Raw genomic sequence first — 17388 nt, 5'->3', positions numbered from 1 at the left:
TGCGCGGCATGCCGCCCGTCGACGTAGAGTGGACCTCCGTCATCGGGCTCGCAAATCAGACCCTGACGACGCCGGCGCTCATCGACTTTGTCGACAAATTCGCGTCGGTGCTGCCGGAGGACGTCTGCGCCTATATTCGCCATATCCACCGCCGAAACGGGCTGCGCAATGACCGCCTCGTCGCTCAACTCGAAGAGGCCGTCGTTGCGCTGAACGGTCATGGCATTACGCCGGTCCTACTCAAGGGAGCTTCGACACTGGCGACCGCGCCCGAGGCGCGAAGAGGTGTTCGGATAATGTCCGATCTGGATATCATGGTCATGCCGGACGAGGCCAGAACGGCTGTCGCCGCGCTATCTGGAATTGGTTACGATATCCATAACCAGACCCCTCCCGAAAGCCATAGATGGTATGCCGATCTGAATCGCCCCCAGGATGTCGGGTCCATCGACCTGCAGCAGGCAGCTCCAGGTCCTGCGTACCTCTACCAGAACTTCGGGCATGCGCTGAACCATTGTATTCCTGCGCCGCTCGGACGGGCACGCGTATATATCCCTACGCCAACCTTCCAAGCGCTGATGTTGATCATCCATGACCAGTTTCAAGACTATGGTTATTGGCTTGGCGACCTCGACCTGCGGCACCTTGTTGAACTGCGCGACCTAAGCCATTCAGCCGAGCCTGTCGATTGGGAGAAGCTTACCTCTCGTGTCTCCGGCGACTTGATGAAGAACGCGGTTGAAACCCAGCTGATCGCCGTTGCCGAGCTGCTTGGCGTCGATATTCCACACGCGTTGCGCTCCCGACTGATTCCTCGCCTGCAGTTCATGCGTCAGTTGATGCAAGCACGCTTTCCGGCTACGCGCGTGCCTCTCCTGGCGATGAGCCTTCTGGACTTCAGAAACTACCGCAGAGAGGCAACTATCGTCTCGACAAAAACAGGGGCGAACCGACGGGGATTGTGGACTGTGCCAAGAGCTAGCACCTTACGACTTCTTTTGAATGCGACGACCGCAGCTCGTGCGGGCAAGGTCTAAGGCCAGCGAACGTCAGCGCTTTCGCGATTGAGGCGTCGGTTGGCCAAGCGGGTTTTCGATCCGCCGCCTGTTCGAGGCGGAATTCGCCGCTCGGGACGCACGGTGGAAATTCCCAGCTCGATGCGGTGTGTCCGACTTTCGCGCATCTAGGAATGCTCTCGGCCACCAGCATTCCGTTCGGACGATTCACCGTTCTCGGGGATCTTGAACTCCTCGAGCGTGTGGCCCGATTGCAGGGCGGCAACGAGCCAGCGGGGCTGCTTACCACGTCCAGACCAAGTCTCTGTTGGCTGGAGCGGATTGAAGTACTTCGGCACGACCTTCGGGTATTTGCGACGGGGCGGCTGGCCTGTTCCCGCCTCAGTCGCCCCGCTTTCAGCTCCACCGAGTTGATCCGGCTGGTTGAGCTGCGCAAGACGCTTTTCTAGCTCTCGCTTTTCGGCGGTGATCTTTTCGGCGAGAATCTTTGTCAGCTCCTCGTGAAGGAGCCAAAGTTCCTCAAAATCCATGGCTTCGAGATCTTGCCTTCGCATTAGCATCTCTCGACTGACCCGTCGTCATCCAGCCATTCTTCGTCAGTGACGAATGAATGTTTGACCAAATCAGTGCTCAAATTGACCATGCAATAAATCTATTATATATTATTTAATAATTATTGCGACGATTATTTTATTAATTGATCTCGGTGGCAAAGAATCTTGCGAAGATGCGTAGAGGAGGCATGGTTTGATAGAGTATCCTCTTGAACGTCTTCAGGATTCAGTCGGCCGGTTTGCGGCTCCGCCGACCGTGTTGTCCAATATCCGGGCCCTGAGCTTCCAAATCGAGCTCAGACGGCGCGCGCTGAAGGAGATTGGGATTATTAGCTGCCGTTTGCGTCTCGGGGGAGGCCGCAAGGCGGTAGGCAAGCCGAGGCTCAACAAAAAGCAGTCCGGCGCGTCAGCATCTAATACTGCGGCGTGGCAGGTCCCTGACGGGATCGGCTCATATGCCATCTCTGATGGGGCTTGAGCAGTTCCCGCACGGCGATTAAGCAAATAGATGTGCTCATGTCCTGTCCGTAGTTAAATTGTGCGGATCGCTCATTTTCCTGGCTTGATTATTAACGTGGACCCAGTTATCTGGAGCGACAGTTCCAGTTCGGTTCCCCACATTCTCTTGGGATAATCGGGATTCTCTGTCTTGATTAATATATGGACAGAGGCGATATTTGATTGGGCGCAACTACACGGTGAGACCATGTCGGCTAAGAAACTTGAGTTAGAGGCGATGTCCCTTGACGATCTCTGGTCGCTTCATGAGGAAATCAGCGGGATCCTGTCTGACCGGATCAAGGCGGAAAAGAACGAGCTGGAAAAGCGCTTAGCGGCACTTGGGGGCGGGATGGCTGTTTTGGCGGATTCGAACCCGGCAGGCGGGTCTTCGACCGGCAAGCCGAGACGCAAATATCCTCGGGTGCTGCCGAAATATCGGAATCCGCAGACGGCCGAGACCTGGTCGGGACGTGGTAAGCGGCCGCGCTGGTTGGTTGCCGCAATGAAGTCTGGCCGGAGAATTGAAGAGTTTCGCATTGGCGAAGCAAGTCCGAAGCTTCGCCAGCGGGCGTGACTAGTCGGCGATTGGCAGGAGTGTAAGAGCCAATAAGAGGCGCTACTCGCATGATCTGTGCTCTAGTAGGCATTGCGCCCTCGCAAGACCTCTACCGGAGTTCGCAGGAGGATTGCGAGATCCAGCCCAAGACTCCAGTTGTCGATGTACCAGAGATCATATTGGACACGTGTTTCGACCATGACTGCTGTGGGAGTGGCGCCCCGGCAGCCATGGACTTGAGCCCAGCCAGTCAATCCTGGCCTGACCCGATGCCGAAGCGCGTAGTTTCGCACAAGCTTGTCAAATTCACTGTCGTGAGCCACGGCGTGAGGACGTGGGCCCACGAGCGACATGCTGCCATCGAGAACGTTTAACAGTTGCGGCAATTCATCGAAGCTCATTCGGCGCAGCCATTTGCCGACGCGGGTAACGCGTCGATCGGCGCGGTTGGCCTGAAGGATTACGGGTCCGTCCTCGAGCACACGCATGGTCCGGAATTTACGGATCAAGAAGATTCGGCCGTTAAAGCCACAGCGTTGCTGCCGAAAGAATACAGGCCCGGGGGAATCTAACTTGATCGCCACCGCGGTGAGCGCAAGCAGCGGGGCGAGCATCACCAATGCGAGGCCCGCACCGATTACGTCAATCGTCCGCTTGATCGCGCACTCCAGCGGTGTGAGGGGGCCACGCTGGAGTTCTACACAAACGGCGCTTCCAAGACTCCGCTTGGGGTGTCGAAGCAATTCGGATGTCGTGCCAACGGGCACGAATATAATCGGGAAGGGCAAAACGCGCAGATCGGCAACAAAGGCTCGCAGTTCGGGCCATCGCTCCGGTTCAGCTTCCACCACTACCTGATCGAGATTGCAGGTGCGGATGTAGTCGATGACGCGCGTCGTGAGCCGCCTTCGGCAGGCAGGACCGAAGCCTAACGGAGGCAAGCTGAACCGTCCCTTGATGAGATACCCGTGCATCGACAAGGTCTCGGACAATCCCACGTTCTTCGCCAATGGTTGATCGCTGATCAGAACAATGTTTGTAGTGGCGAACCTCCTGCCGCTCAGGGCCCTTCCGAGAAGCACCTTGACTCCCCACCGTTCGCCCAAAAGTAAGCTCAGGCCCAAGACGGCGAAGAGCAGGACTGGGTGCTGAGAGGTGTCCGGGCGAATTGCGAAGCCGTACACCGCCAAGATGAAAAGTACTGAGGACATCCAAGCCAAACAGACCGCGCGCATCTGGTTCCGGAGAACGAGGAGCTCAACCGGCTGATAAAGGCCGTAGGTCTTCAGCAGGCAAACGAGACAAGCTGCGCTAACCAGCGCCAGGCCAAGCGCGTTGGCGAAGTTGGCCGCGGCTTGCCCATACTGAGCTTGGTAAAGCAATGTAGAGACGAGGCTGGCAAACAGAATAGTCGCAACATCAGCACCGAGCACCACGTGCTCGACCGCGTCATAACGGAGGGGCCATTTGGGCTCGCGGGATACCGTCGGTTCGGGACTGAGACGATCCGTAACCTCCCGATTGGGGAAATGTCGGTTCACGAAGTTCATGTGCCGGGGCTCTGCTATTTAATATTTAATTATTTATTAATTAATCGCTCTTATCAAGCAAAAACCCCGGTTCCGCGCATTTAATGGCGTGCGCCCCTTTGTCGCCGATCTGCGATCGCGGCTTGGGCTGAAGGCGCGCTCTTGAAGTTAGCGAGAACCCCTTCGCGAACTCTGCGCGTGCACCTGGTCGAGGAACGCCGGATCGAGTTCCGAAATCAGGCCTTCGAAATAGATCTTCCCATCAGCCGAGGCTAACCGGTACGCGGTCACAAGGGCTGGCTTGAGGGCAGGCCGATGTCTAACGACGAGGCTGACGTCCCGTTTGATCAATTCACGCAGGTCGGGCTCCCGCACCATGACATCTGCGGCGAGTGCGACCGATACGCGCAACGGAAGCAGGTCCAAATCATTCGGCGCAGTATAGTATGACATTCTAAGCATCGCTGCCGTGTTGGGCTGAGGCGAACTGTGCTTCGACGTCGCCGCGAGCAAGAGCCAAATGTCACCGCGGAGTGGCGAAGAGCGCAATGCAGCCAGAGCCGAATCCCGGTTGAATCTTGATCCCCCTCGGATCCATAGATCTTCACGCGCTGCCGCAAGGGAACTCGTCTTTGACATCGCGCTCGGCCCTGCTGCTGCAGTCGACAGAACTGACGGCAAAGACGATCTTGCGCCGAGATACCGCTCAGGAAGGGCCATCCACGCTGCTTCCACGATCAGCACAATACCAAGTACCATCAGGCTAACGCGGGGCCAAATGGCGACAAGCGTTGGGGTCAACGTTCGGCGAGGCGCAGGTGCTTGATCTGCAATTTGGTCAGACGTCGCTTTCGACCCAGACGATATGGCGTCACGTGCTGCGTCGGAGAGGCTTTGACCGAACGCCAGACCAATAAGCGCAGCGACCAAAAGCGATGCTCCCAATCCCAGAATTCCATGATCGGAGAACGCGAGTATCGTCACTGCAATCAAAGCGCCGGCGCCCAGCGCTGGGAAGACGTAATCGTAAGCACGTAACAGAGCACGTCGGATCAGCACAGTAGCGCAGAGCAAGGCAGCAACCACGACGGCGCAAAGAAAAGCCCATCCCATGTCTATAACGATTGTGGCGGCGGCGGTTGGTCTCTCTGGCGAGTCGCCAACGCCGGCGTCCTGGTAAATCGGCAAAAGTACCGTCGAAGCACCCGCACCGGATCCTGCCGGCGCGACGTCCTGCAGCATCCGTTCTGTTGCGGCCTGACTGCTCGTTGACAAGACGATCGTCAGGTCGGTGTTCGTTCTGAAGGGAATGACCGTAGCCGTGGCAATGAAGACAATCGTGGCAGTCGCAAGGACGCCAGCAGTACCCCACAATCCCGGGAACCACCTGCGAACCGCGAACACCGAGAGCAAGATTTCTAAGCCGAGGATGGCCGAGACGACTGCAGTCGCGTTGCCCCGAATGAGCAGCGCCGCCATACAGACAATCAATGCGATGGTCGCGACTGACAGCGCAGGGAGCGGGCCTAGCGCAATTGTCCCTGGTCGACTGCGTCGGAGTATTTGATCGACCGCACGAATTGCCGTTGCGCAGGAGAGCAACACACCGAGCACCGCGACGGTCGAGCCATCGGGCCCAGCCACACCGGCTATTTCCCTGCCGAACCACAAGGCGGTAACGATTGTGGCTATCGACAGCAGAATATGTAGCAGTTGCGCTGCGCGATACCGGTCAAGCGCGATGACTGCTGCAGCGAGAGCTGCAGCAAGCACGGCGCAATACTGCACGAGCGAGACCATGGTCGCCGTGGTGTCGACTGTGATTTTTTCGGCGAGGGGCTCGTTTAAGGTCGCCGATGCAGTTGCCCAAATGGGATTGCCGAGTTTGCCAATCGGCATCGGCACCGCCTGCAAAGCCATCCAGAGCGCCGGAGCCGCGAGTACAACGACGAGACTAGGACGGAGTAGTTTAGCGAGCCCGAGGGAGGAGGGCGGTGGAAAGATCGCGACCATTAGCGCCGCGGTTGCGAGTACCACCGATATCAATACCCAGGCCTGCAGGCTCTCCGGCATTGCGAACGCCGCGGCAATCGCCACCAACTCGGCCAATATGACAAGCCGGACCATCATGTGAACACCCGTGGTGTTGTGCGGCCACTCCGCTGGTCCCTCAGGCCAGCTAAAGGGGCAGGCCGCTATGAGCCAGCCTCAAGAGCCAGAAAGGCCATAACGGATGTAATGGCTATCATGGTAGTAGTAGCTCCGATGCCCGTCATATCGAGCCATCGCCTTGGTATCGGTCTTGCTGAGAACTGCCCCAATCAGAGATTCGTGAATGTTCGGTGCCGTGTGCAGTGCGTGTTGCACTACATCGATCTTGGTCCGGCCCCATTCAACAACGAGAATGTAGCAGTCAATCAGGGATGACGTGGCTCGAACATCCACCAGCGGTGTCAATGGCGGAAGGTCGACGATGATGTAGTCATACTCGGCCCGTAAACGGTCGAAGAGCTTGCTTATCGAGTCCGCACAAAGAATTTCGCTGGTGTGAAGCAAAGGTCCCCGGCGCACGGCGGGCAGAAATGCAAGATTGGTCGCCGGGTCCCTCCAGACAGCGTCGGCGAGCGACCGGCTACCGTTTGCAACTTCGATGATCCCACAGGCCGCCTTGGGCGCGAAGATGCCGGTCAGTGAGGGATTCCTGAGGTCGCAATCGACGATGATAACTCTTTTGCCGGTGTGCCCGATCAACTGTGCGAGCGAGGCTGCAATCGTGGTCTTCCCCTCATTCGGTAACGCAGAGGTAATGCCGATGACCTGGGAAGAGATTTTCGCCGGGTTGTGGTCGATCGCTAGCTTGATGGAACGAATGGCCTCCGTATATCGAGATAGTGGCATCCCGACCACGGTCTGATGAATTGCAGTTGGAGACGAGGCTATCCGTCGCTGAACATCATCATCGGTCTTCTGAAGGCGGATTGGTGGTTTGGGAGATTTGCGGGCCGGCAACAACGGGACCAAAGATAGACAAGGCAACTCCAGTACGGTTTCCACCTGTGAAGAGGTCCGAAAGACACGGTCCATGAGGTCTCTGAGGAGCGCCAAGCCGATGCCCAGCGCGAGGCCGCCGAGAATACCAAACGCCAGGATCAACCTTGCTTTCGGCTTGCTCTTGCTCGCCGGCGGCGAAGCCGGAAAAAGTACCCGCGTATCCGAGGTGGGAAACGTCTCCTGCTGTGTAGAGCCCATGTAACGCTGAAGGAAGGTCTCGTACAAGCTATGCAGGCCCTTTGCCCTGCTTTCCAAGTCCTTGATGGTCAGCTCAGCAGAATTGACCGAACGGGATTGCGAAACGGCTTTGGTCAATTGCTTTTCGATCTCTTCCTGGCGCTGTTTAGCCAGTTCGAATTCGCTTCGGCTGACCTCGGCAAGTCTCTTGACCTCGTCAAAAATGGAGACGCGGAACTCTCGTGCGCGGTTCCGGATATTGACGACTGCCAAGTGGTCACGACCGACTCTCGCGGCCAACTCGGCCTCACGCCTGGTGAGCTCCAGATATTGCTGGCGCAGCCCCGTAATAATCTGGCTGTTCAGCGCATCCGTCCCGATAGCATCCAGATTGTCTATCGAGGACGGCCTTTTCGGGTCGACGGCAAGGAGAGTTTCATAACGAGCCAACTTGGCGGTGGCTTCAGATGTCTGAGCACGTGCGGCGGCCAGTCGATTGTTGATCTCCGTAATCTGCTGCTCGTCGATGGGCTTTCCACCCAGAGAAACAATGTTGTTCTGAGCCTTGTAGACGTCGACGGCACGTTGCGCGGCGAGGGCTTGGTCGCCGAGATCACGCAGCCTCTCCTGCAGCCAACTGGTTGCCTTGCGATTGGCGTCGAATTTTGCATTGAGCTGGTCTGCAACATAAGTGTCGGCTATCGCATTCACGATCTCCGCGGCTCGAGCTGCGTTGCTCGAACTGTAGCTGATCTCAATGACCCGGCTGTACCCGACACGTCCAGCGGAAAGCCGACTGAGAAATGCGTCTACGAGAGTGTCCGACGGTTCGCCATTCGTCTCGTGTGGCGCATCCTTCTTCGATCTGATCGACGGCCATGGCCAAATTCGTTGCCAGATCGCCTGCAAAGTGAGGCCGGACGCACTAAAGTCCGGATCGTCGGCCAGTTTCAACTTGTCGATTACCGCAACCGCATTGGCCTTTGACCTCAGGAGCTGAAGCTGGGTCTCGATTTGACTGAGATCGAAGGCCGGTTCGGCAAGGAGTGATTGCTGCTGGACAAATTGAGGCCTGGGATTGGCCAACAGGATCTGAACCTGCGCCGTATAGGTTGGGGACACCAAACGGAGATAGAGCAAGCTGGCCGCAGTGGCGAGTACGGCGGTAACAAGGATTACGAGATACTGGCGCCGTAGAAGCCCGATGCCGAAATTGATGATGTCGGTGATCCCTCCGCCGTCTGCCTGCGCGGGTTGAGCCGGTCCGTTCACCGGCAGCCGCATTCTATCCGCATGTTGAAGATTGTTCTGAAGCATCACGTACCTGTCCGACGATTGGTCACGTTGCGCCCGCCCACCCGAAGGCGGCATTTAAAGCGTTCTGCGAGATAGTATGAAATTATATACCTTATAAAAACCCGCTTGCCAAATTAAATAAACAATATATTAATCGAAGTGGAGATGAAAAATGCAAGTGCGGCAGTTTTGTTCGAGGGTGCGTTTGATATTCCAAACGATTTCCGTGACTTGCAGCTGATCCAATGACCTTCGCCGAAATCGTGCGACCGTTTCGCGGTGGATTGTGAGGGTGGAGAATTAATCTCGACGGGGATTATGGTCGACCTCATCGAAGCCGATCTGAATTGAGAGCGGGCAGAAGGGTATCCAATGTTGGAGCTGCGATCCTTGGCGATCCCTGATGTCAAAGTCATTCGCACAGATCGGTTTTCCGACGCCCGCGGTTACTTCTCTGAGACCTTCCAGCGATCAGCGTTTGCAGAGAAGGGAATTCTCCATGACTTTATTCAAGACAATCAGTCCAGCTCGGATTGGATCGGCACGGTGCGCGGCCTGCACTTCCAGCGGCCGCCCTTCGCCCAGGCGAAGTTGATACGGGTGTTGAGCGGGGCGATTCTCGATATTGCAGTTGACCTTCGGCGTTCATCGCCCAGCTTCGGCAAGCACATCTCGATACAACTGGATAGTGAAGGCGGCGAGCAGGTATTCATTCCGAAGGGGTTCGCGCACGGCTTCTGTACGCTGCAGCCCAAGACCGTCATCTTATACAAAGTCGACCAGGTGTATGCCCCAAGTCATGACGGTGGCGTTTATTGGGCTGATCCAAAGTTAGCGATCGAGTGGCCGGTGACGCCCTCAGAAGCCCACGTGTCGCCAAAGGACCAGACTCTTCCTACGCTCAGCCAGCTCGGTTGCGTTTTCGACTAGTGGAGACGAGTAGAATGCGTATCTTGGTGACTGGCGGAGCGGGCTTTATCGGTTCTGCGGTCTGTCGCCGTTTGGTGTTACAGACTGGTGCCGCAGTGATCAACATAGACAAGTTGACGTACGCGGCCAACCTGACTTCGCTCGCGAGCATCGAGAAGCTGGAGACTTATGCATTCCTGCAATCCGACATCTGCCATCGCGCGGCCATGGATCTTGCGTTCGCCAACTATGAGCCGGACGCGATCATTCATCTGGCCGCCGAAAGCCACGTCGACCGCTCCATCAACGGACCCGACGCCTTCGTCAATACCAATGTGGTTGGCACCTACACGCTCTTGGAGACGGCCAGAGCCTACTATGAACGTCTACCACCTTCCAGGCGGAAGCACTTTCGATTCATCCATGTGTCCACAGACGAAGTCTACGGCTCGTTGGGACCAGATGATCTATTTCGCGAGGATACGCCCTACAGGCCGAGCTCGCCCTATTCGGCGAGCAAGGCCGCCGCGGACCACCTCGCACTCGCATGGTTTCGGACCTACGGCCTGCCGGTGATCGTGTCGAACTGCTCGAACAATTACGGGCCGTATCAGTTTCCGGAAAAGCTCATCCCGCTGACGATTCTCAATGCGATCGACCGGAAGCCTCTGCCGGTCTATGGCGACGGAAGGAATATCCGCGACTGGCTTCACGTCGATGATCATGCCGCGGGCTTGATACGACTTTTGCACGAAGGAAGGCCCGGCGAGAAATACAACTTCGGCGGAGATGCCCAGCGATCCAACCTGGAGGTCGTCACCCGGATCTGTGACGTTGTGGATCGCTTATCTCCGGGCGCAGGGTGCAGACGTTCTCTCATTACGTTCGTGCCGGATCGACCCGGGCATGATACCCGCTATGCAATAGACGCATCGAAAGCACATCGCGAGCTCGGCTGGAAACCGATCAGAACCTTCGAACACGGCCTGTTCGAAACCGTCGGATGGTATCTCAAGAACCGTTCCTGGTGGGAGCGTGCTCGCAGCGGAGTCTATGACGGCTCGCGTCTGGGTCTCCTGGCCGCCCAAAGCTGAGGTCGAGATGACAGATCGACCAATCCTCTTTGCCGGACGGAATGGTCAGCTGGCAATGTGCCTTCGTGATCTTGCCACAAGGCGCGGTTTGCCTGCGATCGCTCTCGGGCGCCCAGAACTCGATCTAGAGAACCGGGAAGGCATCGACAAGCTCATTGCGTCGATCGGGCCGTCTGCGATCATCAACACGGCCGCCTATACGGCGGTAGATCAGGCCGAATCTGAAGTGGCGAGGGCCTTCAGCATCAATCGCGATGGCGCGGCCGCGCTGGCGGATGTCGCGTGGCAAATGAACATTCCGCTCATCCATCTCTCGACCGACTATGTATTCGACGGTGCGAAACCCGAGGCGTACGACGAAAGCGACATTCCGGCGCCGTTGAACGTCTACGGCGCATCCAAGCTTGCTGGGGAGGCTGCTGTATTGGCAGCGCACCCGCTCGCGACCGTGATCAGATGCTCCTGGCTTTACAGTCCCTATGGCAGCAACTTCGTCCGAACGATGCTGCGGCTATGCGAGACGCAGCAGGTCGTGAGGGTTGTCAGCGACCAACATGGTAACCCGACTTACGCGTTCGACCTCGCGGAAGCCGTCCTCCGGATTGCACAACAGTCAGTAACGGAAGATCGCAGGGCCACCGCCGGGATCTTTCATCTCGGTGGCCAAGGTGAGGCAAGCTGGCACGATTTTGCGCAGGCAATCTTCCACGAGTGTTCCCGTCGTGGAGCGCGGATTCGGGCGCTCGAGGCGATAACGACTGAGGAGTTTCCGACCGCTGCGCGTCGGCCTCGGAACTCGCGCCTGGACTCATCCAAGGCCGAACGCGTGTTCGGGATTCGCCTGGCGCCTTGGCGCCATTCACTCCAAGCTTGTCTGGACCAGCTGGTCGGAGGAGAAACCGATGCTGAAGGGAATCGTGCTGGCTGGCGGCAGCGGAACGCGCCTCTATCCGATCACACGAGTGGTCAGCAAGCAGTTGCTCCCGATCTATGACAAGCCCATGATCTACTATCCCCTGTCGACGCTGATGCTGGCAGGGATCCGCGAAATTCTGATCATTACCACGCCTTCGGATCGGTCTCAGTTCGAGGGATTGCTAGGCGACGGCAGCCAATGGGGGATCAAGCTTAGCTATGCCGAACAAACCCGACCCGCTGGTCTGGCAGACGCGTTCATTGTCGGGGCCGATTTCATCGGAAGCGATCGCGTGGCGATGGTGCTTGGGGATAATATTTTCTTCGGCGATGGCCTGAGCGAGTTGCTTGCCAGGGCGGCAGGTCGCGCGGAAGGCGCAACCGTCTTTGCCTATCACGTGCGAGACCCAGAACGGTACGGCGTGGTCGCGTTTGATGAAGCGGACCGCCCCGTGTCGATCGAAGAGAAACCCAAACGGCCGGCTTCGAACTGGGCAATCACAGGGCTGTATTTTTTCGACAACCGCGTCGTCCGCTACGCTCGCCGTGTCGAGCCATCGGCGCGCGGCGAGCTCGAGATTACCGATCTTCAGATGCGTTACCTTTCGGCCAATACGCTCCACGTTGAACGCATGGGGCGGGGATTTGCGTGGTTGGATACCGGCACGGTCGAATCTCTCATCGACGCAGGGACGTTCGTCCAGACCCTGGAAAAGCGGCAGGGAATGAAGATTGCGTGCCTCGAGGAGGTCGCGTTCAGGCTTGGCTTCATTGATCGCGATCAACTACTAGCGTTGGCTCAACCGTTGGAGAAGAGCGGCTACGGCAAATATCTGAGCGAAATCACGCGACTGCCGCAGTTTGCCTCGCGTTAGCACCACTCAGCCGATATCGAAACGGAGCTGAATTATATGTATTGAATTGACCGTGATTTAAAATACGATTAAAATGCTGAGAGGCGATTATTCATTTAATCGGTATGCTCATGCTGGTTCAAAAGGCGACCGCCTTCGGACGGGGAACTCGGCTTTGGGAGCAGGATATTCCAGCCCTTTGGCAGGAATCGCCGTTCGCGAGCGCTTTCGCGGGTTTCGACGCACTTGGCCTTTGGGCTCCGCGGGTTTTTGATCGGTCAGTAAGCGGGTCATTCGCTGCAGGGGGGAACGCCTCGTTCTTCGAACGGACGTCTCGGGCCGACTCGGCGGGCTTTCTCGGCGTTATGCCCGCTCTCTTCGCTGCACCTTCCCGGTCGCGACTGCCTGCGCTGCTATCTTCGACGTCTTTGACGGGCACTCATAACGGCCTGACGCCAACGTTCTCATCTGTGGCGAACGGAGCGGCGCAGAAATCACAATCGGCCTCCACCCCCGGCGCCACTCACTGGGTCCATCCGGCTGACGGAGCCTGGAATGTCGCAGCGAACTGGAGCGCTGGGCTCCCAGGCACCATCGACGCTGCGTTCCTCGATGCAGCAGGAACGTACGTCGTCACGAGCTCGACCGGTGTTGATATTGAGAGTCTGATCCTCGATGCAGGTGCGACGCTTTCGTTGGATGCCGGCTCGCCGTTTATCGTCGAAGGCGATGTGCTGAACAATGGGACGGTCGAGGTTGGAGCGTTCCTCGGCAATCGCATTCCGACCGGGGAGTTCAGGGGTGACGTCAGCGGTACTGGATCTTTCGAGATTGCAGACAAGGCGATCCTAGATATCGGAGGTTCGGTTTCCGGCCGATTCTTGAATGGATCGTTCTCCGGCATAACGGTGTCGTTCGAAACGGGAACTGGCACGCTTGTCCTCGATCAGTCGGCCAACTTCCACGGCTTGATCGCGGGTCCGTCGCCGGGAGCGCCGCTCGCGCCAGGCAACCTCATCGACTTGAAGGATCTCCCCTTTACATCGTCGATGTCGGCAACCGTCCACTACGACAATAGCTCGAATATCAGCACGGTCGATTTCAGCAACGGTGCGGCCAATGTCTCCTTGCTGTTCTCGGGGATGAACTCGAATTGGAATTTTGAAAGCGATGGGCAGGGAGGCACCATTGTTTCCGATCCGCCCACGAATCCCATCGTGCTGGAAAACCAGAAGCCAGGTACGCCGAAGAGTGTCTGGCAGATTCAGCCGGGCGAGAATTCAACTCTGACCGAAGGGTTTGCGACAGCGATCAGCACCAATGTCGGGGGGACGGTCCAATTCAAGATCAACAACTTGACCGGCAACCCGAACTATCGCGTCGATGTCTACCGGCTGGGCTATTACGGCGGCGATGGTGCCAGGCTGGTTACGAGCCTGCAGCATCAGGCCGCAACGGCGGTCGTCCAACCCGATCCATTGCGCGATCCGTCGACCGGCCTCGTCGATGCCGGCAATTGGAACGTGACCGATTCCTGGAGCGTACCGAGCGATGCGGTCTCGGGCGTCTACATAGCCAGCGTGGTCAACGGCAACGAGATTTTCCAGATCCCATTCATCATAAGGAACGACGCATCGCACAGCGACATCGTCCTCCAGACAAGTGATCAGGACTGGCAAGCCTACAACGGCTGGGGAGGAGCCAACCTATATTTCGGGAATGGTCCGGGCGTCCGTGGATCAGCCTACGCGGTCAGTTACAATCGCCCCCTCATAACGCGTGACGGCGAGGGAACCTTTTCTGAGGGGGGAGACTCCCCGTTCACGGCTGAGTTTGCGGCCATTCAGTGGCTCGAGCAAAACGGGTACGACGTTTCCTACATTTCGGGAATCGATGCTGCGACGAACGGCTCGTTGTTGCTCAATCACAAAGTCTTCATGGACGCGGGGCATGACGAGTATTGGACAGAAGCTCAGCGTGCCAACGTACAGGCTGCAGCGCATGCTGGCGTGAACCTTGCCTTTCTCACAGGCAACGAGATCTATTGGAAAACAAGGTTGGCACCCAGCATCGATGGTAGCGGATCAGCCAATCGCACACTCATTAGCTACAAGGATACACACGCAAATGCGTTGATTGATCCAACAGGACAGGCGACCGGCAATTACTCTGACCCGCGGTTCGGTCCGCCTCTCCCCTCGAACGAGTTGACCGGTACGTTGTTCGCGGTCAACGCATTCAGGTACGATACGATCACGATACCGTATCCAATGACCCAATTGCGCTTCTGGCGCAATACGGCCGTCGCGCAAACGTCACCCGGGCAGACCGCCTCGCTCGTACCTGGCCTGTTAGGCGTTGAATGGGACACGGCGCCCGACAACGGATTTCGCCCAGCGGGGTTGATGAGTGTCTCATCTACCACATTGCAGGTGAATGGACAGCTTCTCCTCGATTATGGCAACTCGTTCGCAAACGGCACGGCAACCCACAATCTTGTGCTGCATCGAGATCCCGTCAGTGGCGCACTGATATTCTCGGCCGGTTCGATCAACTGGCCGTGGGCGCTTGCAAGCGACCACGACGGACCTGCGACTCCGGTAGACCCTAATGTCCAGCAGGCGATGGTCAACCTTTTCGCTGATATGGGCGTTCAGCCGGCGACGCTGCAAGCGAACCTGACGGCCGCGATTCGGTCGACCGACACCACGGCGCCGACGTCTAGTATCGGCAATCTCTCCGCTGCCAGCGTTGTCGAGGGGCAATCGATCACGGTGACGGGGACGGCCAATGACGCGGGCGGAAAGATTGCCGGCGTCGAAATTTCCACAGATGGTGGAAACACCTGGCACCCAACCAACAGCAATGTCGGCGCGGCGACCGTGACCTGGTCATACACGTTCGTCACAGGGGCACGAGGGACCTATAATCTCAAAACCAGGGCGGTCGACGACAGCCTGAACCTGGAAACATCCGGTGCGGGCGCAACCTACACGGTCACACCATCTTCCAACCTGACACTCTTCAGTAGCACCGATACGCCTGCGTTGCTCTCAGACAGCGACTCCGCCTCGGTTGAGCTTGGGGTCAGATTCGTCCCGGCCGTGTCGGGGAGGATCACCGGCATTCGCTTCTACAAAGGGCCTCAGAATACTGGCACCCACATCGGAGATCTCTGGACCGCAAACGGCACGCTGCTTGCGAGCGCCACCTTCACCAACGAAACCGCGAGCGGCTGGCAGCAGGTTAATTTCGCCACGCCTGTCAGTGTGAACGCTGGCACGACGTATGTTGCTTCCTACCACGCGAACACCGGCCACTATTCCGCGACCGACTTCTACTTCATCGGTTATGGAGGCGTTACGAAAGGTGCGCTCACCGCGCCGGGTAGCAGCCTCAACGGTGTCTATGCCTATGGCAGCGGCCCGACCTTCCCCGGCAACGTTTCCTCCACGAAAGCCCCGAATTACTGGGTAGACGTCGTTTTCGATGATTCAGGCGTGGCGTCGCCACAAGCTAATGGCGACACTGGCTTCACGGTTACCCAGAATGGCTTGCTGAATATTGCGGCATCGACGTTGCTTGCGAACGACACCCATCCCTCCGGGCTGGCTTTCTCGCTCACCAGCGTCGGTAACCCGGTCAACGGAAGCGTGAGCTACAACTCGCAGAACCAGACGGTGACCTTTGCTCCTACCAATGGCTATGCCGGCGCGGCGAGTTTCACGTACACGATCACAGACACGAGCGGCCAAAGTGGTTCCGGCCAAGTGTCCCTCAAGGTCAACTATCCGGTCTCCGCGCAGAGCCTGTTCGGCACCAATGATGCGCCAAGCGTCCCCAATTCCGGGGATACCAGCCCCGTCGAAGTCGGAGTCAAGTTCACCGCATCGGTGAACGGCACGATAACCGGCCTGCGCTTCTACAAGGGATCGTTGAATACGGGTCCCCATATTGCGGATCTCTGGAGCTCGACCGGAACCCTGCTTGCAACTGCGACATTCACGAACGAGACAGCCAGCGGCTGGCAGCAGGTCAACTTCTCCACGCCTGTGGCGATTACGGCAGGCACCACCTATGTCGCATCCTACCACACCAACGGCAATTATTCCGGTACCCAGAACTATTTCACGACATCGCTTGCCAACGGGCAGCTAACGGCTCCGGCTGGCAGCAACGGGGTCTATGCCTACGGATCTGGAAGCACGTTCCCGGCGAATACCTTCAAATCCTCCAACTACTGGGTCGACGTCGTCTTCAACGGCTCCTCCAGTCCGAACAATACGGCGCCAACCGCGGTCGCCGACACCGGTGATGCCACCGAAAAGGGCGGCGTGAGCAACAGCGTCGGTGGCACGGCGGCGACTGGCAACGTGCTGACCAATGATACCGATCCCGACGCGGGCGATACCAAGACGGTCACCGCCGTCAGCTTCGGCTCGACTGGCGGCACACTCGGTTCAGCGCTGTCTGGAGCGCACGGCAGCCTTGTGCTCAATGCCTCGGGCGGCTTCACATATACGGTCAACGAGACGAATGCGGCCGTGCAGGCCTTGCGGCAGTCGACCGACACGCTCAGCGATATCTTCAATTACACGATGCGCGACGCCGCCGGCGCCACGTCATCGACCACGCTCGCCGTCACGATCCATGGCGCCAACGACGCGCCGGTGCTGGCCGCCCAGACCGGCAATCAGACCGCAACGGTCGGTGCGTCATTCTCCTTGACGCTGCCTGCGGGTACCTTCACCGACGTCGATTCCGGGGATTCGCTCGCCTACACGGCGACAGCCGCCGACGGCACGGCACTTCCCGCATGGCTGACCTTCAATGCCTCGACGCGGACCTTCAGCGGTACACCAACGTCCAGCAATGTTGGCACCCTCAGCATCAAGACCTCGGTCACCGATCTCGGCGGCCTGTCAGCCAGCGAGAC

The 17388-nt window shown here is 57.9% G+C and carries 11 protein-coding genes; 7 read left to right on the top strand and 4 right to left on the bottom strand.

Going from position 1 to position 17388, the window contains the following annotated elements; genetic code table 11:
- The first annotated feature begins 8 nt into the window (after positions 1-8).
- Entirely contained in the window at positions 9-1037 is a 1029-nt protein-coding gene (locus ACM43_RS27335) for a nucleotidyltransferase family protein (RefSeq protein WP_157280442.1), read from the top strand.
- A 146-nt stretch (positions 1038-1183) separates the two neighbouring features.
- Here ACM43_RS27335 and ACM43_RS27330 read toward each other — a convergent pair whose 3' ends face one another.
- Positions 1184-1570, bottom strand: a complete 387-nt coding sequence (locus tag ACM43_RS27330; RefSeq protein WP_081493007.1) for an H-NS histone family protein — start codon at positions 1568-1570, stop codon at positions 1184-1186.
- Positions 1571-2276: 706 nt separating this feature from the next.
- Here ACM43_RS27330 and ACM43_RS27325 point away from each other — a divergent pair.
- Positions 2277-2645 carry an H-NS histone family protein gene (locus tag ACM43_RS27325; RefSeq protein WP_271544338.1) on the top strand — a complete coding sequence of 123 codons (369 nt, stop codon included), beginning with the start codon at positions 2277-2279 and terminating at the stop codon, positions 2643-2645.
- A 62-nt stretch (positions 2646-2707) separates the two neighbouring features.
- On the opposite strand, the gene ACM43_RS27320 is transcribed toward ACM43_RS27325, so the two are convergent.
- The 3 genes from ACM43_RS27320 to ACM43_RS27310 form a co-directional block, all read right to left on the bottom strand.
- Entirely contained in the window at positions 2708-4177 is a 1470-nt protein-coding gene (locus ACM43_RS27320; protein WP_271544336.1) for an exopolysaccharide biosynthesis polyprenyl glycosylphosphotransferase, read from the bottom strand.
- A 147-nt stretch (positions 4178-4324) separates the two neighbouring features.
- Positions 4325-6286, bottom strand: coding sequence for a hypothetical protein (locus ACM43_RS27315; protein ID WP_271544334.1), 1962 nt, complete (start codon positions 6284-6286; stop codon positions 4325-4327).
- Between the two features lie 78 nt (positions 6287-6364).
- Entirely contained in the window at positions 6365-8701 is a 2337-nt protein-coding gene (locus ACM43_RS27310) for an AAA family ATPase (protein WP_271545081.1), read from the bottom strand.
- 351 nt (positions 8702-9052) lie between these two features.
- On the opposite strand from ACM43_RS27310, the gene rfbC reads away from it, so the two are divergent.
- The 5 genes from rfbC to ACM43_RS27285 form a co-directional block, all read left to right on the top strand.
- Positions 9053-9610 carry a dTDP-4-dehydrorhamnose 3,5-epimerase gene (gene rfbC / locus ACM43_RS27305; protein ID WP_271544332.1) on the top strand — a complete coding sequence of 186 codons (558 nt, stop codon included), beginning with the start codon at positions 9053-9055 and terminating at the stop codon, positions 9608-9610.
- Between the two features lie 14 nt (positions 9611-9624).
- Positions 9625-10683, top strand: coding sequence for a dTDP-glucose 4,6-dehydratase (gene rfbB, locus ACM43_RS27300; RefSeq protein WP_271544330.1), 1059 nt, complete (start codon positions 9625-9627; stop codon positions 10681-10683).
- 7 nt (positions 10684-10690) lie between these two features.
- Positions 10691-11677: a dTDP-4-dehydrorhamnose reductase gene (gene rfbD / locus ACM43_RS27295; RefSeq protein ID WP_271544328.1), complete on the top strand. Its 987-nt coding sequence runs from the start codon at positions 10691-10693 to the stop codon at positions 11675-11677.
- Positions 11586-12473, top strand: a complete 888-nt coding sequence (gene rfbA, locus ACM43_RS27290; protein ID WP_157280437.1) for a glucose-1-phosphate thymidylyltransferase RfbA — start codon at positions 11586-11588, stop codon at positions 12471-12473. Before rfbD ends, rfbA begins: the two co-directional genes overlap by 92 nt.
- A gap of 449 nt (positions 12474-12922) precedes the next feature.
- Positions 12923-17388, top strand: a 4466-nt coding sequence (locus tag ACM43_RS27285) for a DUF4082 domain-containing protein (protein ID WP_271544325.1), incomplete at its 3' end; no start/stop codon positions are given.

The organism is Bradyrhizobium sp. CCBAU 45321 (assembly GCF_028128975.1).
GTDB classification, from domain to species: Bacteria; Pseudomonadota; Alphaproteobacteria; order Rhizobiales; family Xanthobacteraceae; genus Bradyrhizobium; species Bradyrhizobium yuanmingense.
The sequence above is the reverse complement of the archived record's forward strand: the minus strand, read 5'-3'. Positions and strand labels throughout refer to the sequence as shown.

Bases quoted from the DNA above. Each gene is read 5' to 3' on its own strand.
- ACM43_RS27325 (WP_271544338.1), top strand. From the start codon at position 2,277: ATGTCGGCTAAGAAACTTGAGTTAGAGGCGATGTCCCTTGACGATCTC.
- rfbA (WP_157280437.1), top strand. From the start codon at position 11,586: ATGCTGAAGGGAATCGTGCTGGCTGGCGGCAGCGGAACGCGCCTCTAT.
- ACM43_RS27320 (WP_271544336.1), bottom strand. From the start codon at position 4,177: ATGAACTTCGTGAACCGACATTTCCCCAATCGGGAGGTTACGGATCGT.
- ACM43_RS27315 (WP_271544334.1), bottom strand. From the start codon at position 6,286: ATGATGGTCCGGCTTGTCATATTGGCCGAGTTGGTGGCGATTGCCGCG.
- rfbB (WP_271544330.1), top strand. From the start codon at position 9,625: ATGCGTATCTTGGTGACTGGCGGAGCGGGCTTTATCGGTTCTGCGGTC.
- ACM43_RS27310 (WP_271545081.1), bottom strand. From the start codon at position 8,701: ATGCTTCAGAACAATCTTCAACATGCGGATAGAATGCGGCTGCCGGTG.
- ACM43_RS27335 (WP_157280442.1), top strand. From the start codon at position 9: ATGCCGCCCGTCGACGTAGAGTGGACCTCCGTCATCGGGCTCGCAAAT.
- ACM43_RS27330 (WP_081493007.1), bottom strand. From the start codon at position 1,570: ATGCGAAGGCAAGATCTCGAAGCCATGGATTTTGAGGAACTTTGGCTC.
- rfbD (WP_271544328.1), top strand. From the start codon at position 10,691: ATGACAGATCGACCAATCCTCTTTGCCGGACGGAATGGTCAGCTGGCA.
- rfbC (WP_271544332.1), top strand. From the start codon at position 9,053: ATGTTGGAGCTGCGATCCTTGGCGATCCCTGATGTCAAAGTCATTCGC.